At 46.0% G+C, this 18,409-nt stretch carries 19 protein-coding genes; 1 reads left to right on the forward strand and 18 read right to left on the reverse strand.

Annotated features, from left to right (window positions below; genetic code table 11):
• Positions 1-14 precede the first annotated feature (14 nt).
• The 17 genes from K8U60_RS01875 to K8U60_RS01955 form a co-directional block, all read right to left on the reverse strand.
• A complete protein-coding gene (locus K8U60_RS01875) occupies positions 15-740 on the reverse strand; it encodes a DUF881 domain-containing protein (protein WP_223633447.1) in 726 nt (241 codons plus the stop codon).
• Positions 718-1,503, reverse strand: coding sequence for a cell division protein FtsQ/DivIB (locus tag K8U60_RS01880; protein WP_223633448.1), 786 nt, complete (start codon positions 1,501-1,503; stop codon positions 718-720). Before K8U60_RS01880 ends, K8U60_RS01875 begins: the two co-directional genes overlap by 23 nt.
• A 19-nt stretch (positions 1,504-1,522) precedes the next feature.
• The gene (gene murD, locus K8U60_RS01885) at positions 1,523-2,887 is read right to left on the reverse strand and encodes a UDP-N-acetylmuramoyl-L-alanine--D-glutamate ligase (protein WP_223633451.1); all 1,365 of its coding nucleotides are present in this window, start codon (positions 2,885-2,887) and stop codon (positions 1,523-1,525) included.
• Positions 2,888-3,856: a phospho-N-acetylmuramoyl-pentapeptide-transferase gene (gene mraY / locus K8U60_RS01890; RefSeq protein WP_223633454.1), complete on the reverse strand. Its 969-nt coding sequence runs from the start codon at positions 3,854-3,856 to the stop codon at positions 2,888-2,890.
• Between the two features lie 25 nt (positions 3,857-3,881).
• The gene (locus K8U60_RS01895; RefSeq protein ID WP_223633458.1) at positions 3,882-6,230 is read right to left on the reverse strand and encodes a penicillin-binding protein; all 2,349 of its coding nucleotides are present in this window, start codon (positions 6,228-6,230) and stop codon (positions 3,882-3,884) included.
• Positions 6,227-6,586 carry a cell division protein FtsL gene (ftsL, locus tag K8U60_RS01900; protein WP_223633469.1) on the reverse strand — a complete coding sequence of 120 codons (360 nt, stop codon included), beginning with the start codon at positions 6,584-6,586 and terminating at the stop codon, positions 6,227-6,229. The genes K8U60_RS01895 and ftsL overlap by 4 nt, the downstream gene beginning before the upstream one ends.
• Before the next feature lie 12 nt (positions 6,587-6,598).
• Positions 6,599-7,537, reverse strand: coding sequence for a 16S rRNA (cytosine(1402)-N(4))-methyltransferase RsmH (gene rsmH / locus K8U60_RS01905; RefSeq protein WP_223633471.1), 939 nt, complete (start codon positions 7,535-7,537; stop codon positions 6,599-6,601).
• A 20-nt stretch (positions 7,538-7,557) separates the two neighbouring features.
• On the reverse strand, positions 7,558-7,989 hold the full coding sequence (gene mraZ / locus K8U60_RS01910; RefSeq protein ID WP_146556518.1) for a division/cell wall cluster transcriptional repressor MraZ: 432 nt from the start codon (positions 7,987-7,989) through the stop codon (positions 7,558-7,560).
• Between the two features lie 146 nt (positions 7,990-8,135).
• Positions 8,136-9,755 (reverse strand): bacillithiol biosynthesis cysteine-adding enzyme BshC, encoded by a 1,620-nt coding sequence (gene bshC, locus K8U60_RS01915; protein WP_223633473.1) that lies wholly within the window; start codon positions 9,753-9,755, stop codon positions 8,136-8,138.
• Between the two features lie 78 nt (positions 9,756-9,833).
• On the reverse strand, positions 9,834-10,211 hold the full coding sequence (locus K8U60_RS01920) for a DUF3397 family protein (protein ID WP_223633476.1): 378 nt from the start codon (positions 10,209-10,211) through the stop codon (positions 9,834-9,836).
• On the reverse strand, positions 10,208-11,071 hold the full coding sequence (locus tag K8U60_RS19090; RefSeq protein WP_223633481.1) for a ketopantoate reductase family protein: 864 nt from the start codon (positions 11,069-11,071) through the stop codon (positions 10,208-10,210). Before K8U60_RS19090 ends, K8U60_RS01920 begins: the two co-directional genes overlap by 4 nt.
• 82 nt (positions 11,072-11,153) lie before the next feature.
• Entirely contained in the window at positions 11,154-12,704 is a 1,551-nt protein-coding gene (locus tag K8U60_RS01930; RefSeq protein ID WP_223633484.1) for an acyl-CoA carboxylase subunit beta, read from the reverse strand.
• A gap of 27 nt (positions 12,705-12,731) precedes the next feature.
• Positions 12,732-12,947, reverse strand: coding sequence for a biotin/lipoyl-containing protein (locus K8U60_RS01935; RefSeq protein ID WP_223633493.1), 216 nt, complete (start codon positions 12,945-12,947; stop codon positions 12,732-12,734).
• Positions 12,944-14,293 (reverse strand): acetyl-CoA carboxylase biotin carboxylase subunit, encoded by a 1,350-nt coding sequence (locus K8U60_RS01940; RefSeq protein ID WP_223633495.1) that lies wholly within the window; start codon positions 14,291-14,293, stop codon positions 12,944-12,946. The genes K8U60_RS01935 and K8U60_RS01940 overlap by 4 nt, the downstream gene beginning before the upstream one ends.
• 148 nt (positions 14,294-14,441) lie before the next feature.
• Entirely contained in the window at positions 14,442-15,194 is a 753-nt protein-coding gene (locus tag K8U60_RS01945) for an enoyl-CoA hydratase/isomerase family protein (RefSeq protein ID WP_223633498.1), read from the reverse strand.
• 121 nt (positions 15,195-15,315) lie between these two features.
• On the reverse strand, positions 15,316-15,492 hold the full coding sequence (gene rpmF / locus K8U60_RS01950; RefSeq protein ID WP_006828847.1) for a 50S ribosomal protein L32: 177 nt from the start codon (positions 15,490-15,492) through the stop codon (positions 15,316-15,318).
• Between the two features lie 24 nt (positions 15,493-15,516).
• A complete protein-coding gene (locus tag K8U60_RS01955) occupies positions 15,517-16,050 on the reverse strand; it encodes a YceD family protein (RefSeq protein WP_223633500.1) in 534 nt (177 codons plus the stop codon).
• Between the two features lie 126 nt (positions 16,051-16,176).
• Here K8U60_RS01955 and K8U60_RS01960 point away from each other — a divergent pair, with 126 nt between their 5' ends.
• Positions 16,177-17,376, forward strand: coding sequence for a nucleotidyltransferase (locus K8U60_RS01960; protein WP_223633503.1), 1,200 nt, complete (start codon positions 16,177-16,179; stop codon positions 17,374-17,376).
• On the opposite strand, the gene K8U60_RS01965 is transcribed toward K8U60_RS01960, so the two are convergent.
• The gene (locus K8U60_RS01965) at positions 17,364-18,389 is read right to left on the reverse strand and encodes a SepM family pheromone-processing serine protease (protein ID WP_223633506.1); all 1,026 of its coding nucleotides are present in this window, start codon (positions 18,387-18,389) and stop codon (positions 17,364-17,366) included. The two genes, K8U60_RS01960 and K8U60_RS01965, sit on opposite strands and share 13 nt — an antisense overlap.
• Positions 18,390-18,409: the final 20 nt, after the last annotated feature.

An 18,409-nucleotide genomic window follows, 5' to 3' on the forward strand; every position in this document is an offset into this window, starting at 1 on the left:
AATCCCCCCCTCACTCATGATTCTGTCAGCAAAGCAGGCATTTCAATGATTTGCCCCTCATCTAAAGTGACGATGATATTATCATTCAATAATTGATCCATAATCCCACCGGTCAACTCAATTGAAGAGGTCAATACCTCCGGCTCGCCGATAGCTTCAATGACAAAAGGAGCCGGATATTGGACGCCATCTACGGTTATGACCGGTCCTGTACAGACAATATATGAATTTCCATGGATCCGCTGGCCGTTGATCGAAATGGCCTGGGCGCCTGAAATATATAATTCGTTGATCACTTGGAAAACATGGCTTTCATGAACAATATAATCATTCGGGTTGACCGAGTTCGGATTGTAATCGCCGTCTTGCAAAGTGACTTTCAGGCCGCTCCCTTCTACAGGAACCAGCCCGAGGTATCTTCGCAGTTCTTCAGCTTCCGCCGCATATTCAGTGTAGCGGTTTTCTCCGTCAGCAAATGATTTTTCGTATTCCTGAACCTCGCCCTGCTTCTCCTGCAACTCATTTCGCAGACCTTTATTGCCTTCCTGCTGGTCGATCAATTCTTTCCGATAGCGGTCTTCCTGTTCGAAAAATGCGCCGCCGGTAAATCCCTCTGTCTCTTTCGTCGCATTCGATAAACTATAGGAATAAGCCATGATAAATCCCAGCACCAGAAATACCAGAGAGAAGACAATCGATTTACTGAAACTCTTACGATTATTCTTCTTCGGGGTCTTCATCTTCGGCACCTTCCTTCGCAAAGCCATAAACATCCGCATAAGAGCGGAAGAAGATTCCCACTTCCATATCAATTACACCTTGCTGGCCGTCTTCCAACTGGGCGATGACGGACGGGTAATAATTCATCTTTTCTGCTAACGTACTTAAAATTCCATGCACTTCATTTCCATCATTCATGTATAGAGTCACATAATCCGCGTCTTCCTGGTCAGGATCCAAAATAACTTGAGAAACCAACTGAAGAACTTCAGGATTAATTCCAATTAATTGATCAATCAGTTTCTTCCGCTTCTCTTCATTTTCAAAATTCATGTAAATCGGACCGTCCACATCAGCGACGGGCTGATCCAGAGCCAGGTTATTCGACAGGACAATCTGGTAGCTGTTGCCGCGGTCCAGATAGCCCATCTGAACGTATTCCTTCAAATTGATTTCAACACCGGTCAACCAATTTTTATTGACTGATGCTTCTTCTATCCATTCCAGCTTTTCCAATTGCTGCGCAACAGTTCCCGCATCAAAGGACCACATCGAATCCCCGATGTTCAACCCACTCGCTGCCTGGTAGCTTTCCTGGTCGAAAAGAACAGCGCCGTCGATAGTGATGGTCTGGATTTCACTGTACTTCGACTGGCTGTATAAAAGTACGGCAAGCAAAGTGAGAAAAATGAACAGCAGCGTCACGAACTTGCGATTGGTTCTTTTTTTCCGGCGCTCGCGGAGCGTCGGGATGCGTTCTTCGATGTCAATCACTTTGTCCATAATTGCTGCCCCTTATCTTTTATTCATTCGCTTCCGTCATCTGCTGGACTGCGGATATGAAAGCATCTCCCCGAATTTCGAAACTATCGTATTGGTCCCAGCTTGCGCAGGCAGGGGATAATAGGATCGTATCTCCGTTCTCGGACTGCTTGATCGCTTTCTCCACTGCATCGTCCATCTTGCCCGCCTGAATAATTACCGATACGCCACAGTCCTCTGCAAATGCTTTAAAGCGTTGTGCAGTTTCACCAAACGTGACCAGAACTTTGACGCGGTCCATAAATGGCCGGATTTCTTCCAGAGAATGATTACGTTCTAATCCGCCTGCCAATAAGATGATTTTTTCGGGAAAAGCTTCCAAAGCACTTTTCGTTGCCAGTGCGTTGGTGGCTTTTGAGTCGTTGTAAAATTTACGTCCTTGCCATTCCACAATAAATTGGGAACGGTGCTTCACGCCTGTAAATGAAGTCAGCACACGGATAATGGTTTCTTTGGTTCCCCCACAAAGCAAAGTCGCTGCCGTTGCGGCTAGAATATTCTCCAGATTGTGCTGTCCGCCCAACATGATTCTTGAACGTTCAATCAATTTTTCGCCTTGCCAGTATACAAATTCAGCATCTGCACTGATACTGGTGGCGGTACGTCCTTTCAATGTGAAAGGCACCAGCTGCGCTTTGCAGCTTTTCGCATGTTCAACCAATAATGGCTGATCAGCATTGTAGATGAAATAATCCTGAGCTGTTTGATTTTCTGTAAGCTTCATTTTGGAAGCACGGTAATCCTCGATCGTTCCATGGTAATCCAAATGTGCTTCGTATAAGTTCGTGATGATCGCGATTTCTGGCCGGAAAGCGACAGTGCCCTTCAGCTGGAACGAAGACAGTTCAGTGACGATGACATTTTTCGCTTTCGCTTTTTCTGCCACGCCGCTCGCTACAGTCCCGATGTTTCCGGCAATCAGCGGATTCTTATTATCCTGATTGAGCATATGGAACAGTAGAGTAGTCGTTGTTGTTTTGCCGTTAGAACCGGTGATGCCGATAAATGGAGCTTCACTGATTAAATAAGCCAATTCAATTTCAGTCCATACCGGAATATTTTTTTCGATAGCTGATTCAATCAATATATTAGTATAGGGAATTCCTGGGTTTTTGACAACCAGTTCAAAACCTTCCTCAAGTAAATCTTCGGGATGTCTACCGCAAATGACGGTAACGCCCATATTTAATAATTCCTGCGCTTCCGGATTCGCTTCAAATGGCTTGGAGTCATTGACAGTTACAAATGCACCAAGCTTATGAAGAATGCGGGCGGCTGTAAAACCGCTTTTTGCCAATCCGAGAACCAGGATTTTCTTTTGATATAATTGTGGCACCTCTTTCATTTACATTACCTCCAAAAAGACTGCGATTGCCGCACTGATTAGACCGACTGTCCAGAATACAATGACTACTTTCCACTCTGACCAGCCGCTCAATTCGAAATGATGGTGAATTGGGCTCATTTTAAAAATTCGTTTTTGGCGCAATTTAAAACTGCCAACCTGCAAAATGACTGACGCTGTTTCAATGACGAAAACAAGTCCAATCAGCAACAGCAGCAATTCCTGCTTCAACAAGATGGAAACCATTGCGAGTGCGCCACCTAGAGCCAGTGAACCTGTATCACCCATAAAGACTTTTGCAGGGTATTTATTGAAGATCAAAAACCCAAGCAAACCGCCTGTTACGGAAAAAGTGAAAATCGCAATACCGATTTCATCCTGATGGATTGCCAATACTCCAAATGCAGCAAACGCAATAGAAGCAGTACCGGCCACCAGGCCGTCGAGGCCATCCGTTAAATTGACTGCATTAGAAAATCCAACCAGCCAAAAGACAATAAAGAACACATACAGCCATGATAACTCAATTGAAATAGCTGTAAAAGGGATGCTGAGTCCCGTTTCAAAATCGATGCCGCTCAACACAACGAACGATATGACCGCTATGACGATCTGCGCGATCAATTTCTGTAAGGAAGTCAATCCCAGATTCCGCTTTAATACAACTTTGATGAAGTCATCCAAAAAGCCGATCATTCCATATCCGAAAAGCACCAGCAATAGAATAAGTACTTTAGCGGTCAATAGACCAGCAACCCAGGCAACTAGCAGGACTGTGATGATGATGGAGATTAAGAAAACCAACCCGCCCATAGTGGGAGTGCCCGTTTTCTTCATATGTGATTCAGGCCCTTCTTCGCGGATGCTTTGGCCGAATTTCATCCGTTTCAACAACGGAATAAAAATCGGCATCAATCCAACTGTTAAGAGCAAAGCAATTCCAAGACCCATTACTATATATACGTTCATTTAGAGAGCTCCTTTAAACACGAGATTACTCGGTTGTTTCTTCTGTCGGTGTTTCTGTTGTTTCTTCTGTTGTTTCTTCTGTTGGTGTTTCTGTTGGTTCTTCTGCTGATGTTTCTGCTTCTGTTGCTTCTTCATTATTTTGAGAATCGGATTCTTCCAACGCATCCTGATCTTCTTCTGCACCCTCTTCAGCTGCTTCGGCTTTCGCCCGTGCAGGGTAATAGATCTCAGGTGGATGGAGTTCGATTACTACTGGCTCATTATCCGTTATAACTTCACCTTCTGCAATGCTTTGCGTCAAAACATATCCCTGACCAGCAATTTCCAACGCTAAGCCACTCAAGGATTGATACGCAAGGAGTTCCCGCTTAGACCATCCTGTAAAATCAGGCAAGGTAGTGTTCCCCTCCGTCTTCAGGATGACCAGTCCGCCTTCAAGTACGGTATCGCCAGCCGCCGGGTATTGGGAGATGACTTTATCTGTATCTCCGGAAACGACAGCTTCGAGCCCTAAGCCATTCAACGCTTCAGAAGCTTCAGCGGCTGATTTCCCTGTATAATCATCAACTGGCCTTGTTGTCGCTTCAGCCATGTTTTCCGGCTCTATGTTCAAGTACTTCAAACTGTTTTCCATGACGGAAGTAAAGATTTTCGCAACCGGCACCGAACCATATTCATCAGCTGGCAGATTAGGCTGCTGGACACCAATGTAGATGAGCAATTCCGGATCATCGGCAGGAGCCATGCCCAGGAAGGAGAACAAATAATTATTTCTGCCTGCTAAGTAACCGCCGCCTTCTTTCGGAACTTGGGCAGTTCCAGTCTTCCCGGCTATTGTGTAATCCTGAAGCGCAAAACCTTGCGCTGACCCAACCTCGGACGTGACAGTTGAAGCCAGGACTTCTTTTACTTTTTCAGCAGTTTCAGCTGAAATAGGCTGCCCTGCTTCTTCTGGTTCACTTTTGACAGTGACTTTACCCGTATCTGAATTCTTGATCTGATCGATAACATAGGGCTTCATCATCACACCGCCATTTGCAATTGCAGTGGCAGCCTGGATCATTTGAATAGGAGTTACAGTCGATCCCTGTCCATACGCCGTGGTCAATTTATTAATCGGATATTGATTGAGGATTGCGCCTTTTGCTTCTTTCGGCAAATCAATTCCTGTCTGCTCGCCGAATCCAAAAGCATCCACATAAGTCATGAAAGTGTCTGCCCCGAGCCGTTCTAATAAGTACGCCATCGAGACGTTAGAAGAGCGTTGAAAACCTTCCAGATACGAGATGGTTCCCCAGCCGCGTCCGCTGTTATGGTCACCGATCGTGCTGTCCAGCAGCGTATAGGTTCCTGAATTATAGGTAGCATTCGGATCCCAACTGCCTTCTTCGATTGCTGCCGCCAACGTAAACATCTTCATCGGAGATCCAGGTTCAATCGTCAATTCGATGCTTTCGTTCAGCCAGTTATCGGACAGCCCTTCCCGCGTATTCGGATTAAACGTCGGGCGCTGGGACATCGCCAGTATTTCACCGGTTTTAGGATCAGCAATTACAGCGATCATCCGTGTGGGATCGTATTCTTCCTGGACACCGCTCATTGCGTCTTCCAGGAAGTTCTGCAATGTTTTATCCAAAGTCAGCTGAACGTCAGAACCATCGACAGCTGGAGTTACCGCAGATTCACTATTCGGCAGCAGGAATCCCCATTTATCGGTATCGAATTCTATTTTACCGTTCTTTCCTGTCAAAATATCATTGTGTATGGATTCCAGACCCATTCTTCCAGTCGTTTTTGTTTCACCATCTTTCAGTTCTTCTTTCATGGCATAGCCAATCAGGTGAGAAGCAAAAACGCCGTTCGGGTATAATCGTTTTAAATCCCGGACAAATAGTAAACCCGGAATTTCGGCTTCTTTCATTTCAAGCATCTGTGTATGGCTGATCTCACGGCCTGCCGCACCGAATTCCACCTGATAGCGGTCTTTTTCCTTACCGGATTTCAACGTTTTCAGGATACTTTCTTCCGAAACATCTAAATAGCCCGCCAGTTTCCCGGCAGTTTCTTCGATATCTACGACATGACGCGGATCACTGGCCTTTTGGGTGGCTGATTCATCAACCACTGCAACCACTTTATAAGTCAGAGTATCCTCAGCAATCACTTCTCCGTTGCGGTCGATGATGCGTCCACGCTCAGCAGTAAGCACCTCTTCCTGGCTGTACTTCGCCGCTGCTTTGGCAGCAAGTTCCTGGCCTTCCACTTCTCCCGTAGCTTGTATTGTCACAATTCTAGTCAATAAAAGGAAAAAGAGCCCTGCAAATAACAAAAACAGCAGAAAGGCTCCCCCTTGAAATCGAAACTTTTTTTTCATTGTCCAGGCACTACCTTTACATTTTGCTCATTTAATTTAAGGCCAAGTTCTTTTGCTTTCGACCAAATGCGCTCGTATGAAGATAGTTCACTTACCTGTACCGACAAATCTGTATTTTGCTTCGTTTTTTCATTGACTGATTGTTCAATTGTTTGAATTTCCTGAGTAGATGCCTGAATCGTCGATTGATTCTGTAGAACCAGCAATGCGCACAGGATACAGACTGCTACAAAAGTCACGTACAGTATTTTCTCGCCTTTTGTGATTAAGCTTTTCTTTCTTGCCGGTTGCCGACTCGGGTTTTGAGGAACGGCCGGCTGTTGGATGTAGGTTTCAGTTCTTGCATTCAACGCCATCTGAACACGTCCTTACTCGTTTATTTTTTCTGCAATCCGCAGCTTAGCGGACCTTGACCGATTATTATGTGCCAGCTCTTCTTCAGTAGGCAGGATTGGTTTTCTTGTGATCAATTTCAGGATCGGCTCCATCCCTTCTGGAATCACCGGTAAATTCGGCGGTAATTCAGGAAGCGAGGATGCTTCTTTAAAAATTGCTTTGCAGAGCCGGTCTTCAAGTGAATGGAAGGTGATGACACTAATTCTTCCGCCGATAGCCAGTAGGCCGATTGCGTCCTGCAGTGAAGTCTCAGCGGCTCCAAGCTCATCGTTTACTGCGATGCGGATGGCTTGGAACACACGTTTTGCAGGATGGCCGCCTTTTCGGCGGGCAAAAGCAGGAATACCGTCTTTAATGCATTCGACCAGTTGGCCGGTTGTTTCAATAGGATGCTTTTCTCTTGCAGCTTCAATTTTGCGTACGATTTGTTTCGAGAATTTTTCTTCGCCGTAGCGGTAAAATATTCTCACCAAGTCTTCGAAAGACCATTCATTTACTACATGATACGCGCTCAACTCAGCGCTTTGGTCCATCCGCATATCCAGAGGGGCATCATTATGATAACTGAAGCCCCTTTCAGGAGTATCCAATTGTGGAGAAGAAACGCCGAGGTCATATAAAATGCCATCGACTTTCTGCACTCCACGCATTTCCAGTTCCTCTTTTAAAAACTTGAAGTTGGCATGGATAAACGTAATTCTATGTAAGTAATCTTGTAGTTTTTCTTTTGCATGAGCCAATGCTGTTGCGTCTTGGTCGAAACAATATAAATGACCTTCGTCAGATAATTGCTGAACCAGATATTCGCTGTGTCCTGCTCCGCCCAGCGTACAATCTACATATATGCCGTCAGGGCGAATGTTCAGACCATCGACAGTTTCATGCAGTAAAACCGTGGTGTGATTGAACAATCCATTCCCCCCGTTCACTTTTAAAAGTCAAAATCAGTTAAATTTTCCGCGATTTCATTGAAGGAATCTTCGGATGCTGCAAAATAGCTTTCCCATGAATCTTTTGCCCATATTTCAAAACGGTTGGACACACCTAAAATGATGCATTCTTTTTCAAGTTTTGCGTAAGAAATTAATGTCGTCGGTATATTGACGCGTCCCTGCTTATCAAGTTCCACTTCCGTAGCACCTGAAAAAAAGAAGCGTGTAAAAGCACGAGCGTCTTTTTTAGTGACCGGCAGCTCTTTCAGCTTTTCTTCAATTTTCTGCCATTCGTCCATCGTGTAGCCAAATAAGCATTGATCCAGGCCCCGAGTGATGACAAAATTGTCACCCAGCAGTTCACGAAACTTAGCCGGTATGATTAACCGTCCCTTTGCATCAACGCTATGTTGATATTCGCCCATGAACATGCCCTTCACCCCACTTATTGTAATAAATGTACCACAATCCCCCACTCGCCACCACTTGTTTTTGAAATATTTCACGTTTGTTGCAAGAAATTATCTCAACAAGTTATTTTGACATAAAAAAAGCCTGCATATGCAGACTTTTCGGGTTAAAAATAAATAATTTTATGATTTTTGTCATAATTCAGCGGAAGAGCCAAAAGGTCTTTCACCAGCTCTGTTCCGTACTGGTTCATATAGATGAATGGACTGTAAATCCGTTCCTGAAATCCGCCGTTTGGCAGCAGTTCATTTTCAATCGAAGAAAGATGGCTAAACTCAATACTGTTTTGAAGCATCACTTCATCCTGCAGCTTGTTCTTCAGAAAAGTGAATTGTTTAATATGCAGCTGAAGATTCTTTTCGACAATCGGTGTCAAGCCTTTACTGATGGAAGAAAACTGCTGATTAATCTTCTCATAGGCTTCTTCTACCTGCTCTTGCAGCCCCTCGATCAATGCTTCAGCTTCCTGTTCGCGAATCGATTCCATCAATTCGTTTCTCATCACTGGAATTCTGCGTTCATTGACTACGGCCGTGAAATCCAATTTATATTGTTCCAGTAGACTTTGGGTTTTGCGGTTCACCAAAGTCAGGCTCAGCCTTGGCATGATGACCGGCAACTCCATGCCCATTAACTTGAAAGCATCTTTTAATGCAGCCCAGTAGGCGATTTCTCCGGGACCGCCGACAAATGCCAGTACAGGGAACACCATCTCCTGCATCAATGGGCGTGTCACCACATTATTGCTCAAGAGTTCCGGATTCTGTTGGGCAACGTCTAGAAGCTGCTGTTTTGTATAGCGGATCGCACCATTGTTTGCGATAAACTCCTCGTTTTCACGTTCCAGCAATAAACGCTCGCCTTTCACTGTAATAAACAGGTTGGCGGCATTTTCTTCCGCACCGATCACTGCACTGTACCCATCCTGGATAAGTGCCTGTTCGGCAGCAGTTACTGTTCGTGCAATTTCTCCTGAGCGTTCAATCAGCTCCATGAAATAAGGAGCTTCATATTTGCGGAATTCTTTATCTGCTGCATCAATATACAGCAGCCCTTCATCCTGGAAAAAATAATGGAGCAGCGCAGCGAAGAAATCAGTAAAGGATACGGATTGTTCCAGGAGGCCAAAAGCCAGTTGGTGGATTTCTCTGGAATGTTCGGTTTCCGGCAGGCTGCGGAAATACTCTTCCAGGAAAAGAGCGATTTTAGGTTTATTGAGCTCTGCGGTAGAAGCCGAATGTTTGCCATATTCAGCATGGGGAATATTCAATTTGTCGACCCGCCCATTGATCTCTCGGTAAAGGTGACTGATTTCAGCTAAGTCATGGTCTTCACCGGCAATCCAAAAAACCGGCACTACTCTGGTGTTCAGCTGCTCTGAAGCTTGTTTTGCCAGAACAACTACTGAAATGGCTTTATGTACCGTATATAGGGGACCTGTTAAAAGACCCGCCTGCTGGCCGGTGACGACCACCTGCGCGCCTTCTTCAAAATCTTTTAAATTTTGTTGTGCCGCTTCCGACAACCCATTACGTTCCATATACCTACGTATAATGCCTGCCAATTTTCCGCGGTCGACAGAATGCCCTTGAAGCTTCTTCAAGCGTTCATCAAATGACTGCATCTGCGGATCATACGAAAAATAAGAGCGGATTGCCGGTCTCCCATTCACATAATCACTCATCAATTTACTTACTGGTTCTACGTATTGTTCCTCTACCTTCATGAAAAAAAGTCCCCTTTTCCCTTTACATTTAAAATCTACTATATCAAACGCATCACTCAAAGAAAAAAAATACGCCTGCTAAAATGATTTTATGATAACAATCACAAGGCCGACCAGCCACACAAGAGCATAAACGGAGGCTAACAGCAAAAAGTAGGTTCTCCATAATTTCCGGAAAAACGGGATGATTTCAATTTCTTTGGCTGTTCTCCATTCGATGACCAACAGAACAATTGCCAGGACAAGGGCAACAAAATAAATAGATGCCGTAATGGAATAGCCCCACAGGAACTCAACGGAAGCCGGTACGGAAAAGAACAATAAAAAGGTGGTGACATCCGATGCAACACCAAGCGCTTTCCGTTTTTTTCTTTTCAATGAGATGAAATAGATAAAAGCAAACAGCAGAAAAGGGACGTAAAGGAAGACGGTTCCAATTGTATGTAATATCGTCATTTTCCTACCTCAACAGTTTTCAGAAGGTGATAAAAAGCTTTAAACAAAGGCAATTCAAGCTTTGAACGGTTCAACACATAAAGCATCAGGCCTTCAACTTCCATCGCATCGCCCGCGAGTCGATCAGCCAGCATGGCAGAAACTCTTTCAGGTTCAGCGGCGCATAACGTTGCCACTTTTTCAATCGGCTGCAGCCACTCAATTTCAGGGAAAGCCAAATAAATTTCACTGTATAGGTTCCTGAATAATTCATAGGCGTGCGGATTGGTGATCAGTTCGCCGTTGCATATCTTCATGATTGCCGTCAGCGGATCGATCAGGCTGTTGTACAACAACTGTTCAAAAAGCGATTCTTCAATAGTATCCACCCACTCGCTCTGCCAGGCAGAAGTTTCAAGAACCGGCAGGAATTCTTCTGCATGTCCTTTCACTAATCCGAATGTGAGCCGCGCTGCTTTGTTGAAACTGATTTCAACATCACTTAGCTTGACGCAATCTGTTTCCAGTATGGCGGCTGCAATATGGCGATGCGATAGAGTCCTTGCTTTTTCCAAAAACAACATGCCTTGCTGAAGGAAAATGATCCTATTGCTTGCGCAGCGGATCTTCAAGAGCCTTAAAATTGGCTGCAGGTCTTCGTAATTCACCGTCAGAATAATAACAGCATCGGGATCAATCTGCTCCACATCCGTATAGGCTTCGACTGGCTGGCGGTTTTCCCCATGTATGATTCCCTGCTTGTTGATCAATGCGGCTTGTTCTTCATGCTGTGCGATCACTTGTACATCATGGCCAGCTTTTTTCAATAGATAGGCTGGCAGCAGTCCACTCGCTCCAGCTCCGATAATTGCATATTTCACGGAATCACTCCTTACAGTGCCACAATTTTTTCTTAAAAAAGAAGCCTGCCCATATTAGGCAGACTTCCAATAATAATCTTTATTATACAGGATAAATCGGATGTTTTCGATATGGCAACGGCAAATCTTTTGTTTCATAAAAAGATAGACGCTGGGAAAGCACTGAACGCAATTGATGAGGAGCCACAATTTCATCAATGATCAATTCGGATGCCAGACGGTAAATATCGATTTCTTCTTTGTATTCCTGATGCTTTTGCTGAACATACTGAAGACGTTCTTTCGGGTCTTCAATTGCTTCGATTTTATTGGAGTAAACAGCATTGACTGCTGCTTCAGGACCCATCACCGCGATTTGCGCTGTCGGCAAAGCAATGCAGACATCCGGTTCAAACGCCGGGCCCGCCATTGCATAGAGGCCGGCTCCATAAGCCTTGCGGACAATAACAGAGATTTTCGGCACTGTCGCTGAACTCATGGCTGCGATAAACTTCGCACCATGGCGGATAATGCCCGCACGTTCAACTTTTGTGCCGATCATAAAGCCTGGTACATCAGCAAGGAACAGCAGCGGAATTGAGAAAGCGTCGCAAAGATTGATGAATTTCGCTCCTTTATCAGCTGAATCACCGAACAAAACTCCGCCTTTGACTTTCGGCTGGTTGGCAAGAATGCCGACCACTTGACCGTCGATGCGGGCAATTCCTGTAATCAATTCTCCAGCGAACAGCTTTTTAATATCAAAGAAGCTGCCTTCGTCGACCAACTGATCGATCAGTTCATACATATCAAAAGGCGCATTCTGGTTTTCAGGAATGATTGCTTCCAGTGACCGTCCAGCCTTCGCCGCTTTTGCCTCTATCTTTTCAGGCTTGATGGCAAAGTTGGCCGGGAAATTCTGCAGATAGCGGCGCGCTTCAGAAATGGCTTCTTCTTCTGTCGCAACCAGCACGTCACCAACACCGCTGACGGTGCAATGCATGCGGGCTCCGCCCATCTCTTCAAGCGTCACTTTTTCACCGATGACCTTTTCCGCCATACGCGGCGATCCAAGATACATTGAGGCATTGCCATCAACCATGATGACGATGTCACAGAAAGCAGGAATATAAGCGCCGCCTGCAGCGGATGGACCGAACAATAGGCAAACTTGCGGCACCATCCCAGACATTCTTACCTGGTTGTGGAATATTTTCCCTGCTCCGCGCCGATTCGGGAACATATCCAGCTGATCCGTAATTCGGGCTCCGGCAGAATCCACCAGGTACAGCATCGGCACCTGCATTTTTTCAGCGGTTTCCTGAATGCGGATGATCTTTTCAACGGTACGTGAACCCCACGATCCCGCTTTGACCGTAGAATCATTGGCCATTACACAAACAGTTTCCCCGTTGACTTTGCCAATGGCTGTAACAACGCCATCAGCGGGCAGATCTTCTGCCTCTACATTGGCAAAGCGTCCATCTTCCGCATAATGTTCATCGTCAAATAATAATTTCAGCCGGTCACGGACAAATAATTTATTGCTTTCTTTCATTTTTTCGTGATATTTTTGCTGCCCCCCAGCAAAAATCTTCGCCAGCTTTTGTTCCAAACGTTCATTGTAGCCCGTTGTTTCAGTCGTTTTTGTCATTTCACTGTCCCCTTTGCTTGAGATCGTTTATTCGCCGACAGTTAACAGTAGGTCGCCTTCGTTGACGAAACCGCCAACTTCCACATGGATTTTTTCCACTTTGCCGCCAAATTCAGCTTCAATCGGAATTTCCATCTTCATTGATTCGATTGTCAGAACAGCCTGTCCCGCAGATACTGCTTCCCCTTCTGCTGCCAATACATTCAATACTGTTCCTGCCATAGACGCTTTCAATTCTTTCATAATGTGTGTTCCTCCTTTGTTTTTTCCATCCATTGCGGCAATACTGCTGTCGCATAATCACCAGAAATAAATTCTTCTGACCTAATAAATTCCTTAAATAACGGAATATTGGTTTTTACACCATTAATTGTAACATGATTGAAAAAAGTCTGTGATTTGGCCAATGCGTCAACTCGGTCCGTTCCGTGAATGATGATCTTAGAAATCATCGGGTCATAGAAAGGCGTCACTCGGTTGCCTTCTTCGTAACCAGTTTCAATACGCGCGCCCTCTCCCCATTGAAGCTTTTCGAGTTTCCCTGGAGAAGGGAAAAACGTTTTTGGATCTTCTGCGTATACACGGTATTCGATTGCATGGCCTTTGGTTCCGATACTGTCTTGAGAAGGCAGTTTGCCTCCATCAGCTACAGTAAGCTGCCATTCGACCAGGTCAAGTCCAGTCACTTCTTCGGTGACAGGATGCTCCACCTGCAAACGCGTATTCATTTCCAGGAAATAAAATTCGTTTTTCGGATCGACGATAAATTCCACCGTTCCAGCATTCGTATAATCAACCGCTCTGCCAGCCTTAAGTGCGGCTTCGCAAAGGCGCTCACGCACATCCTGCGGCAGGTGCGGCGAAGGTGATTCTTCAATCACTTTCTGGTTGCGCCGCTGAACCGAACAATTCCGTTCATACAAATGGACGAGATTGCCGTGATGATCACCGAAAATCTGGACTTCAATGTGGCGGGCATCTGCGATAAATTTCTCAAGATAAACGACATCATCACCAAAATAGGCTTTGGCCCGATTTTTGACCGAGACAAACTGCTGAGTGAGCGCTTGCTCACTTTCACAACGGACCATACCGATTCCCCCACCGCCTGCACTGGCTTTCAGCATAAGTGGATAACCGATCTTTTCGGCTTCCAGAAGTGCTTCTTCCAGCGTCGACACACCTTCTTCAGTACCGGGAACCACTGGCACCCCAGCCTGGATCATGGTTCTTCGGGACTCGATTTTATCACCCATTTTTTCAATGATGTCACTTGATGGTCCGATAAAAACCATTCCGGCTTCCGCCACTTTGCGTGCAAAATCCGCATTTTCCGATAACAGGCCATATCCGGGATGGATCGCATCCGCACCGTGTTTTTTGGCTTCTTCAATAATTTTTTCAATTTGCAGGTAAGACTGTACGACCGGATTCGGACCGATCAATACAGCTTCAGTCGCTTCACTGACGTAAGGCAGATCCCCATCTGCCTCGGAGTGGATGGCGACCGTTTCGATTCCGAGGCGGTCGCATGTCCGAATGATTCGGCGCGCGATCTCTCCTCGATTCGCAATCAGGATTTTCTTCATATTTGAAATACCCCCTATGTTTTCTCCCTTCTATAGCATATACGAATTTTGTAAGCGATTTCAACTATTCGTTGAAATATTTCTTTCAAAGTAGAATGAACTGCAGAATTCCATTAAAACAAAAAAGAAATCCCTTCTAAAAGGGATTTTATTTCTTCGTTTTATTGAGGAAGTTGTCGACTGCTTCGTGATGGGCGTCTCTCTCCCATAGAACGGCGCATCTTCTGACTTCCTGTTCGACGCGCTCCTGCAGGTCGGTCTTGCGCCATTTACGGATGGCCATTTCCTTATAGGCACGATGGACATCCGGATGGACTTTTTTCATGGAGCTGAAAAAGGAGTCGATGTCCCGGTCTTCCTGAATGACCGATGATGCCCAGCCGATTTCCCGCAATTCAGCTGCGGTATAGACTCTGGCTTCACTGAGCATTTTCAACGCTTTATCATGCTGCAAAGTTTCCATCAGGTAAGTGCCGCCGCCCCATCCGCTGGTAATGGCGAGGGTGCCTTGAATGAAGCCGCATTTCGCATGATCCCATACAAGCCTGTAATCGCACGCTGTAGCGATTTCACAGCCGCCACCGACAGCTGCGCCATTAACCACCGCAACAACCGGTACAGGCAGCGTTTTGATCGAATACAGCACATTGCTCATGCGTTTCAGCATGCCATAGGACTGTTCTTCTGTTCGCAAGGCATGAAACACCGAAAGATCGCCGCCTGAACAAAAAGCCTGTTTGCCGGATGCTGTGATGATGACTGTCTGAACCGAGGGCTGCTGCGCTTTTACCGCCAGTTCCTCAAGCCCTGCTGTCACTTCCTCATTGATGGCGTTGCGGATATGCGGTCGGTCGATGGTGAACGTCATGATGCCATCCTTAAGGTTGATCGTATAAGACAATAGAATCCCTCTCTTCTGCCATTTTTCCTGCTGGCGATACCGTCGCCACTTGCTTATGTATAGAGAAAAAGGCTATCGAGAGCCATGGCCTCTCAATAGCCTTTCAGCAGCAAATACTGTTTTATTTGCTTGCTACTACTTCTTTCCCTTTGTATGATCCACATGCTTTGCAGACGTGGTGAGCCAATTTACTTTCGCCACAGCTTGGGCAAATTACCATGCCCGGCACTGACAATTTAAAATGTGTACGGCGCTTTCTTTTAGCGGTTTTGGACGTTCTTCTAGCTGGTACAGCCATTGGTGACACCTCCTTACACTAATTCTATTCATCTGACTGATCAAAATACTTTGCTAAATCAGCAAGTCTTGGATCCGGTTTTGGTGGTGCCGCTTCTTTCTCGGCCTCATACTCTTCGTCTGTTGAATACGACCAATCATTCCCGCCTTTGATGACAGTCTGATCAGCGTCTTCCTTAAACACCTGTATCGGTATCTGCAGCAAAACTAGTTCTTCCAGTATCGGCTGAAGATCAATGATCTCCGTCTCTACTGCGTGAACATCACTAAGCTTGTCTTCTCCGGCCTCTTCAGACCAATCAAAGACTTCAATCGAGTCGACGTTAATCGGAAACTCAACATCCTCCCAAGTTCTGGCACAAGGCAGCGTGAGCATACCTTCGAGATGGAGTTGGCACGTTAATTGTTGCGAACCAATCGTGCAATGTCCAGTGACATGTACAGGTGAAATTTCCCGAATATCGCTATTCCGTGATTTCACTGCATCCAAATGAACAATTTGGTCAATTGGCAGTCCGTCTCTGCGATGCTTTTGAAGCTGTTGAATCGCTATTTTCATAAGTAATCACCTCAAGACAACAAAGTTGATTATATAATGCACAGAAAAAGATGTCAAGAAAAAATCTTGTCACTCTATTTCAAACATCGGTATACTAAAGTTAATTCTACCAAAGAGGTGAGCAGATTGAAAGCTGTAGGAGTTATTGTTGAATACAACCCTTTCCATAATGGCCATCTGCATCATGCGCAGCAAGCGCGCGCAGAATCGGGTGCAGACCTTGTCGTAGCGGTCATGAGCGGACAGTTTCTGCAGCGCGGGGAACCGGCGTTTGCAGATAAGTGGACGCGGACACAAATGGCGCTGGATGCAGGAATCGATCTGGTGATTGAACTGCCATACGTATATGCCACGGCGCAGGCCTCCGATTTCGCCAAAGGAGGCATTGCGCTGCTTGACGCAATCGGCTGTTCCTCTTTTTGTTTCGGCAGTGAGCAGGGGTCAATTGCCCCTTTCCTGAAATCCCGACAACTACTGACTGAGCGCAGTGCTGAATACCAGCACCTCATCCACGAGGCTGTCCAAACCGGCATCAGCTATCCAAAAGCCCTCAACAATGCCTATCTTTCCCTGACCGGCAGCGGGGCAGGGTTTGCCGATCTGACACAACCGAATAATATTTTAGGGTTTCATTATTTGGAGGCCGCTCAAAAGTTGGGGTCTTCGATGAAGCCGCTGACGATTCAGCGCATCGGCGCTAATTACCATGACCCGATCAGAGCAGGACTGCCGATTGCCAGTGCTACCGGAATACGCGAAGCTTTCTTTAAGGGTGAGTCAGTCGATGAGCTGTCATCCTATATGCCGGAAAGTTCAATCCAGTCACTAAAGAACATGGAACAGGAATATGGCACCTTCGGCAGTTGGGAGCAGTTTTATCCTCTGCTGCGTTTTACGGTTTTGCGGGAAGGTCCCGATAACCTAAAACATTTCGCCGAAATAACCGAAGGCATCGAAAACTTGATCTATCAGTCAGCGAAAACAGCGAATGACTTTGAATCCTTCATTTCACTCGTCAAATCCAAGCGTTTTACACGGACGCGGATTCAACGGATGCTGACGCATATTTATACAGGCTTTACCTGGCAGCTGCTGCGTTCATTTGAATCTCCGGGCTACATCAGGCTTCTGGGGATGTCAGCTGCAGGCAGAAGCTATTTAAACGAAACAAAAAAAAACATCAAGCTTCCCTTGGTCAGCCGTGCAGCCGAGCTGCATGATGAGATGGGGAAACTTGATATTCATGCCACTGCCATGTATTTGCAGGGAATGGGATCTGCTGATTTGAAAAAAGAATTTACAACCCCTCCGATTTACCGGGGCTGAAGCTCTTCCAGAAAAGCAAGTGCATCTTCAATGGTGTCGACGGGAACGATCTCCATCGATGTCCCGATTTTTTCTGCGGTTTCAACAGCTATTGTATAATTGCTGTCTCCCCCTCCCTCTACCGGGGCATTCGGTGCAAAGAAGATGTCGATGTCCGCGGAATCGGCGGCCATGATTTTTTGGTCGATGCCTCCTATTCTTCCGACAGAACCATCACTTTCCATGGTACCGGTGCCAGCGACGTGATAACCTTTCGTAATATCTTCGTCCACTAACTGATTAAGGATTTCGAGCGTGAACATCAGACCGGCTGATGGACCGCCTATCGTGTCGGAATCGATTTCCACTTCAGGTGTCGTTTCAATGCTCTTGTCTTCCACAAAGGATATCCCCAGGCCGACCCGCTCAGGATCCGTAGGCAAAAGAGCCAATTCGATGTCGGTACTGATTTCGCGATCCTTGCGCTCGTAAAGCACCTCCACTGTCTCCCCAGCTTCTTTGTCACTCAAGTAATCGATGAATTCCTGCATTTCAGTAAAATTATTGCCATCCACTTCCAGAACGCGGTCACCAGGTGCCAAGATGCCATCTGCTGCCCCTCCGGTGAGTACATTCAGAACGAAAACGCCGTTATTGCTGATTTCGTAAGGCAATTCCGCCTGCTCAAACGCAATCTGCAAAGCATTCACCTGGGAATCGGACATCAGCTTCAGCTGGCGCACATTGTATTCTTCATCGCTTTCATGAGGGCTTCTGACCTGTTCCGGCGGCATGACCTTATAGCCATCCTGGATTTTTGCCCAGACATATAGAGCAGGAGTCGCTGTAAGCATGGAAACCGTCATCAGGCTGAGGCTGCCCTCATCGTCTTCATCACCGCCGACCACTTCAACCAGCGGAGACAGCTCATAGGCTCCGCCTGGTCTCGTGATATAGGCATCTAATTGATAAGTGGACAGAAAGACTACAAGCGCCATCACAATGACGAAAATAACTAATCGTTTATTTTTCATGCAGTTCTTCCTTTCATCGG

Source organism: Planococcus circulans, assembly GCF_020023385.1.
GTDB lineage: Bacteria > Bacillota > Bacilli > Bacillales_A > Planococcaceae > Planococcus.

Coding starts and splice junctions, on each gene's coding strand:
- K8U60_RS01875 (WP_223633447.1), bottom strand. CDS start 740: ATGAAGACCCCGAAGAAGAATAATCGTAAGAGTTTCAGTAAATCGATT.
- K8U60_RS01880 (WP_223633448.1), bottom strand. CDS start 1,503: ATGGACAAAGTGATTGACATCGAAGAACGCATCCCGACGCTCCGCGAG.
- murD (WP_223633451.1), bottom strand. CDS start 2,887: ATGAAAGAGGTGCCACAATTATATCAAAAGAAAATCCTGGTTCTCGGA.
- mraY (WP_223633454.1), bottom strand. CDS start 3,856: ATGAACGTATATATAGTAATGGGTCTTGGAATTGCTTTGCTCTTAACA.
- K8U60_RS01895 (WP_223633458.1), bottom strand. CDS start 6,230: ATGAAAAAAAAGTTTCGATTTCAAGGGGGAGCCTTTCTGCTGTTTTTG.
- ftsL (WP_223633469.1), bottom strand. CDS start 6,586: ATGGCGTTGAATGCAAGAACTGAAACCTACATCCAACAGCCGGCCGTT.
- mraZ (WP_146556518.1), bottom strand. CDS start 7,989: ATGTTCATGGGCGAATATCAACATAGCGTTGATGCAAAGGGACGGTTA.
- bshC (WP_223633473.1), bottom strand. CDS start 9,755: ATGAAGGTAGAGGAACAATACGTAGAACCAGTAAGTAAATTGATGAGT.
- K8U60_RS01920 (WP_223633476.1), bottom strand. CDS start 10,211: ATGACGATATTACATACAATTGGAACCGTCTTCCTTTACGTCCCTTTT.
- K8U60_RS01930 (WP_223633484.1), bottom strand. CDS start 12,704: ATGACAAAAACGACTGAAACAACGGGCTACAATGAACGTTTGGAACAA.
- K8U60_RS01935 (WP_223633493.1), bottom strand. CDS start 12,947: ATGAAAGAATTGAAAGCGTCTATGGCAGGAACAGTATTGAATGTATTG.
- K8U60_RS01940 (WP_223633495.1), bottom strand. CDS start 14,293: ATGAAGAAAATCCTGATTGCGAATCGAGGAGAGATCGCGCGCCGAATC.
- rpmF (WP_006828847.1), bottom strand. CDS start 15,492: ATGGCTGTACCAGCTAGAAGAACGTCCAAAACCGCTAAAAGAAAGCGC.
- K8U60_RS01955 (WP_223633500.1), bottom strand. CDS start 16,050: ATGAAAATAGCGATTCAACAGCTTCAAAAGCATCGCAGAGACGGACTG.
- K8U60_RS01965 (WP_223633506.1), bottom strand. CDS start 18,389: ATGAAAAATAAACGATTAGTTATTTTCGTCATTGTGATGGCGCTTGTA.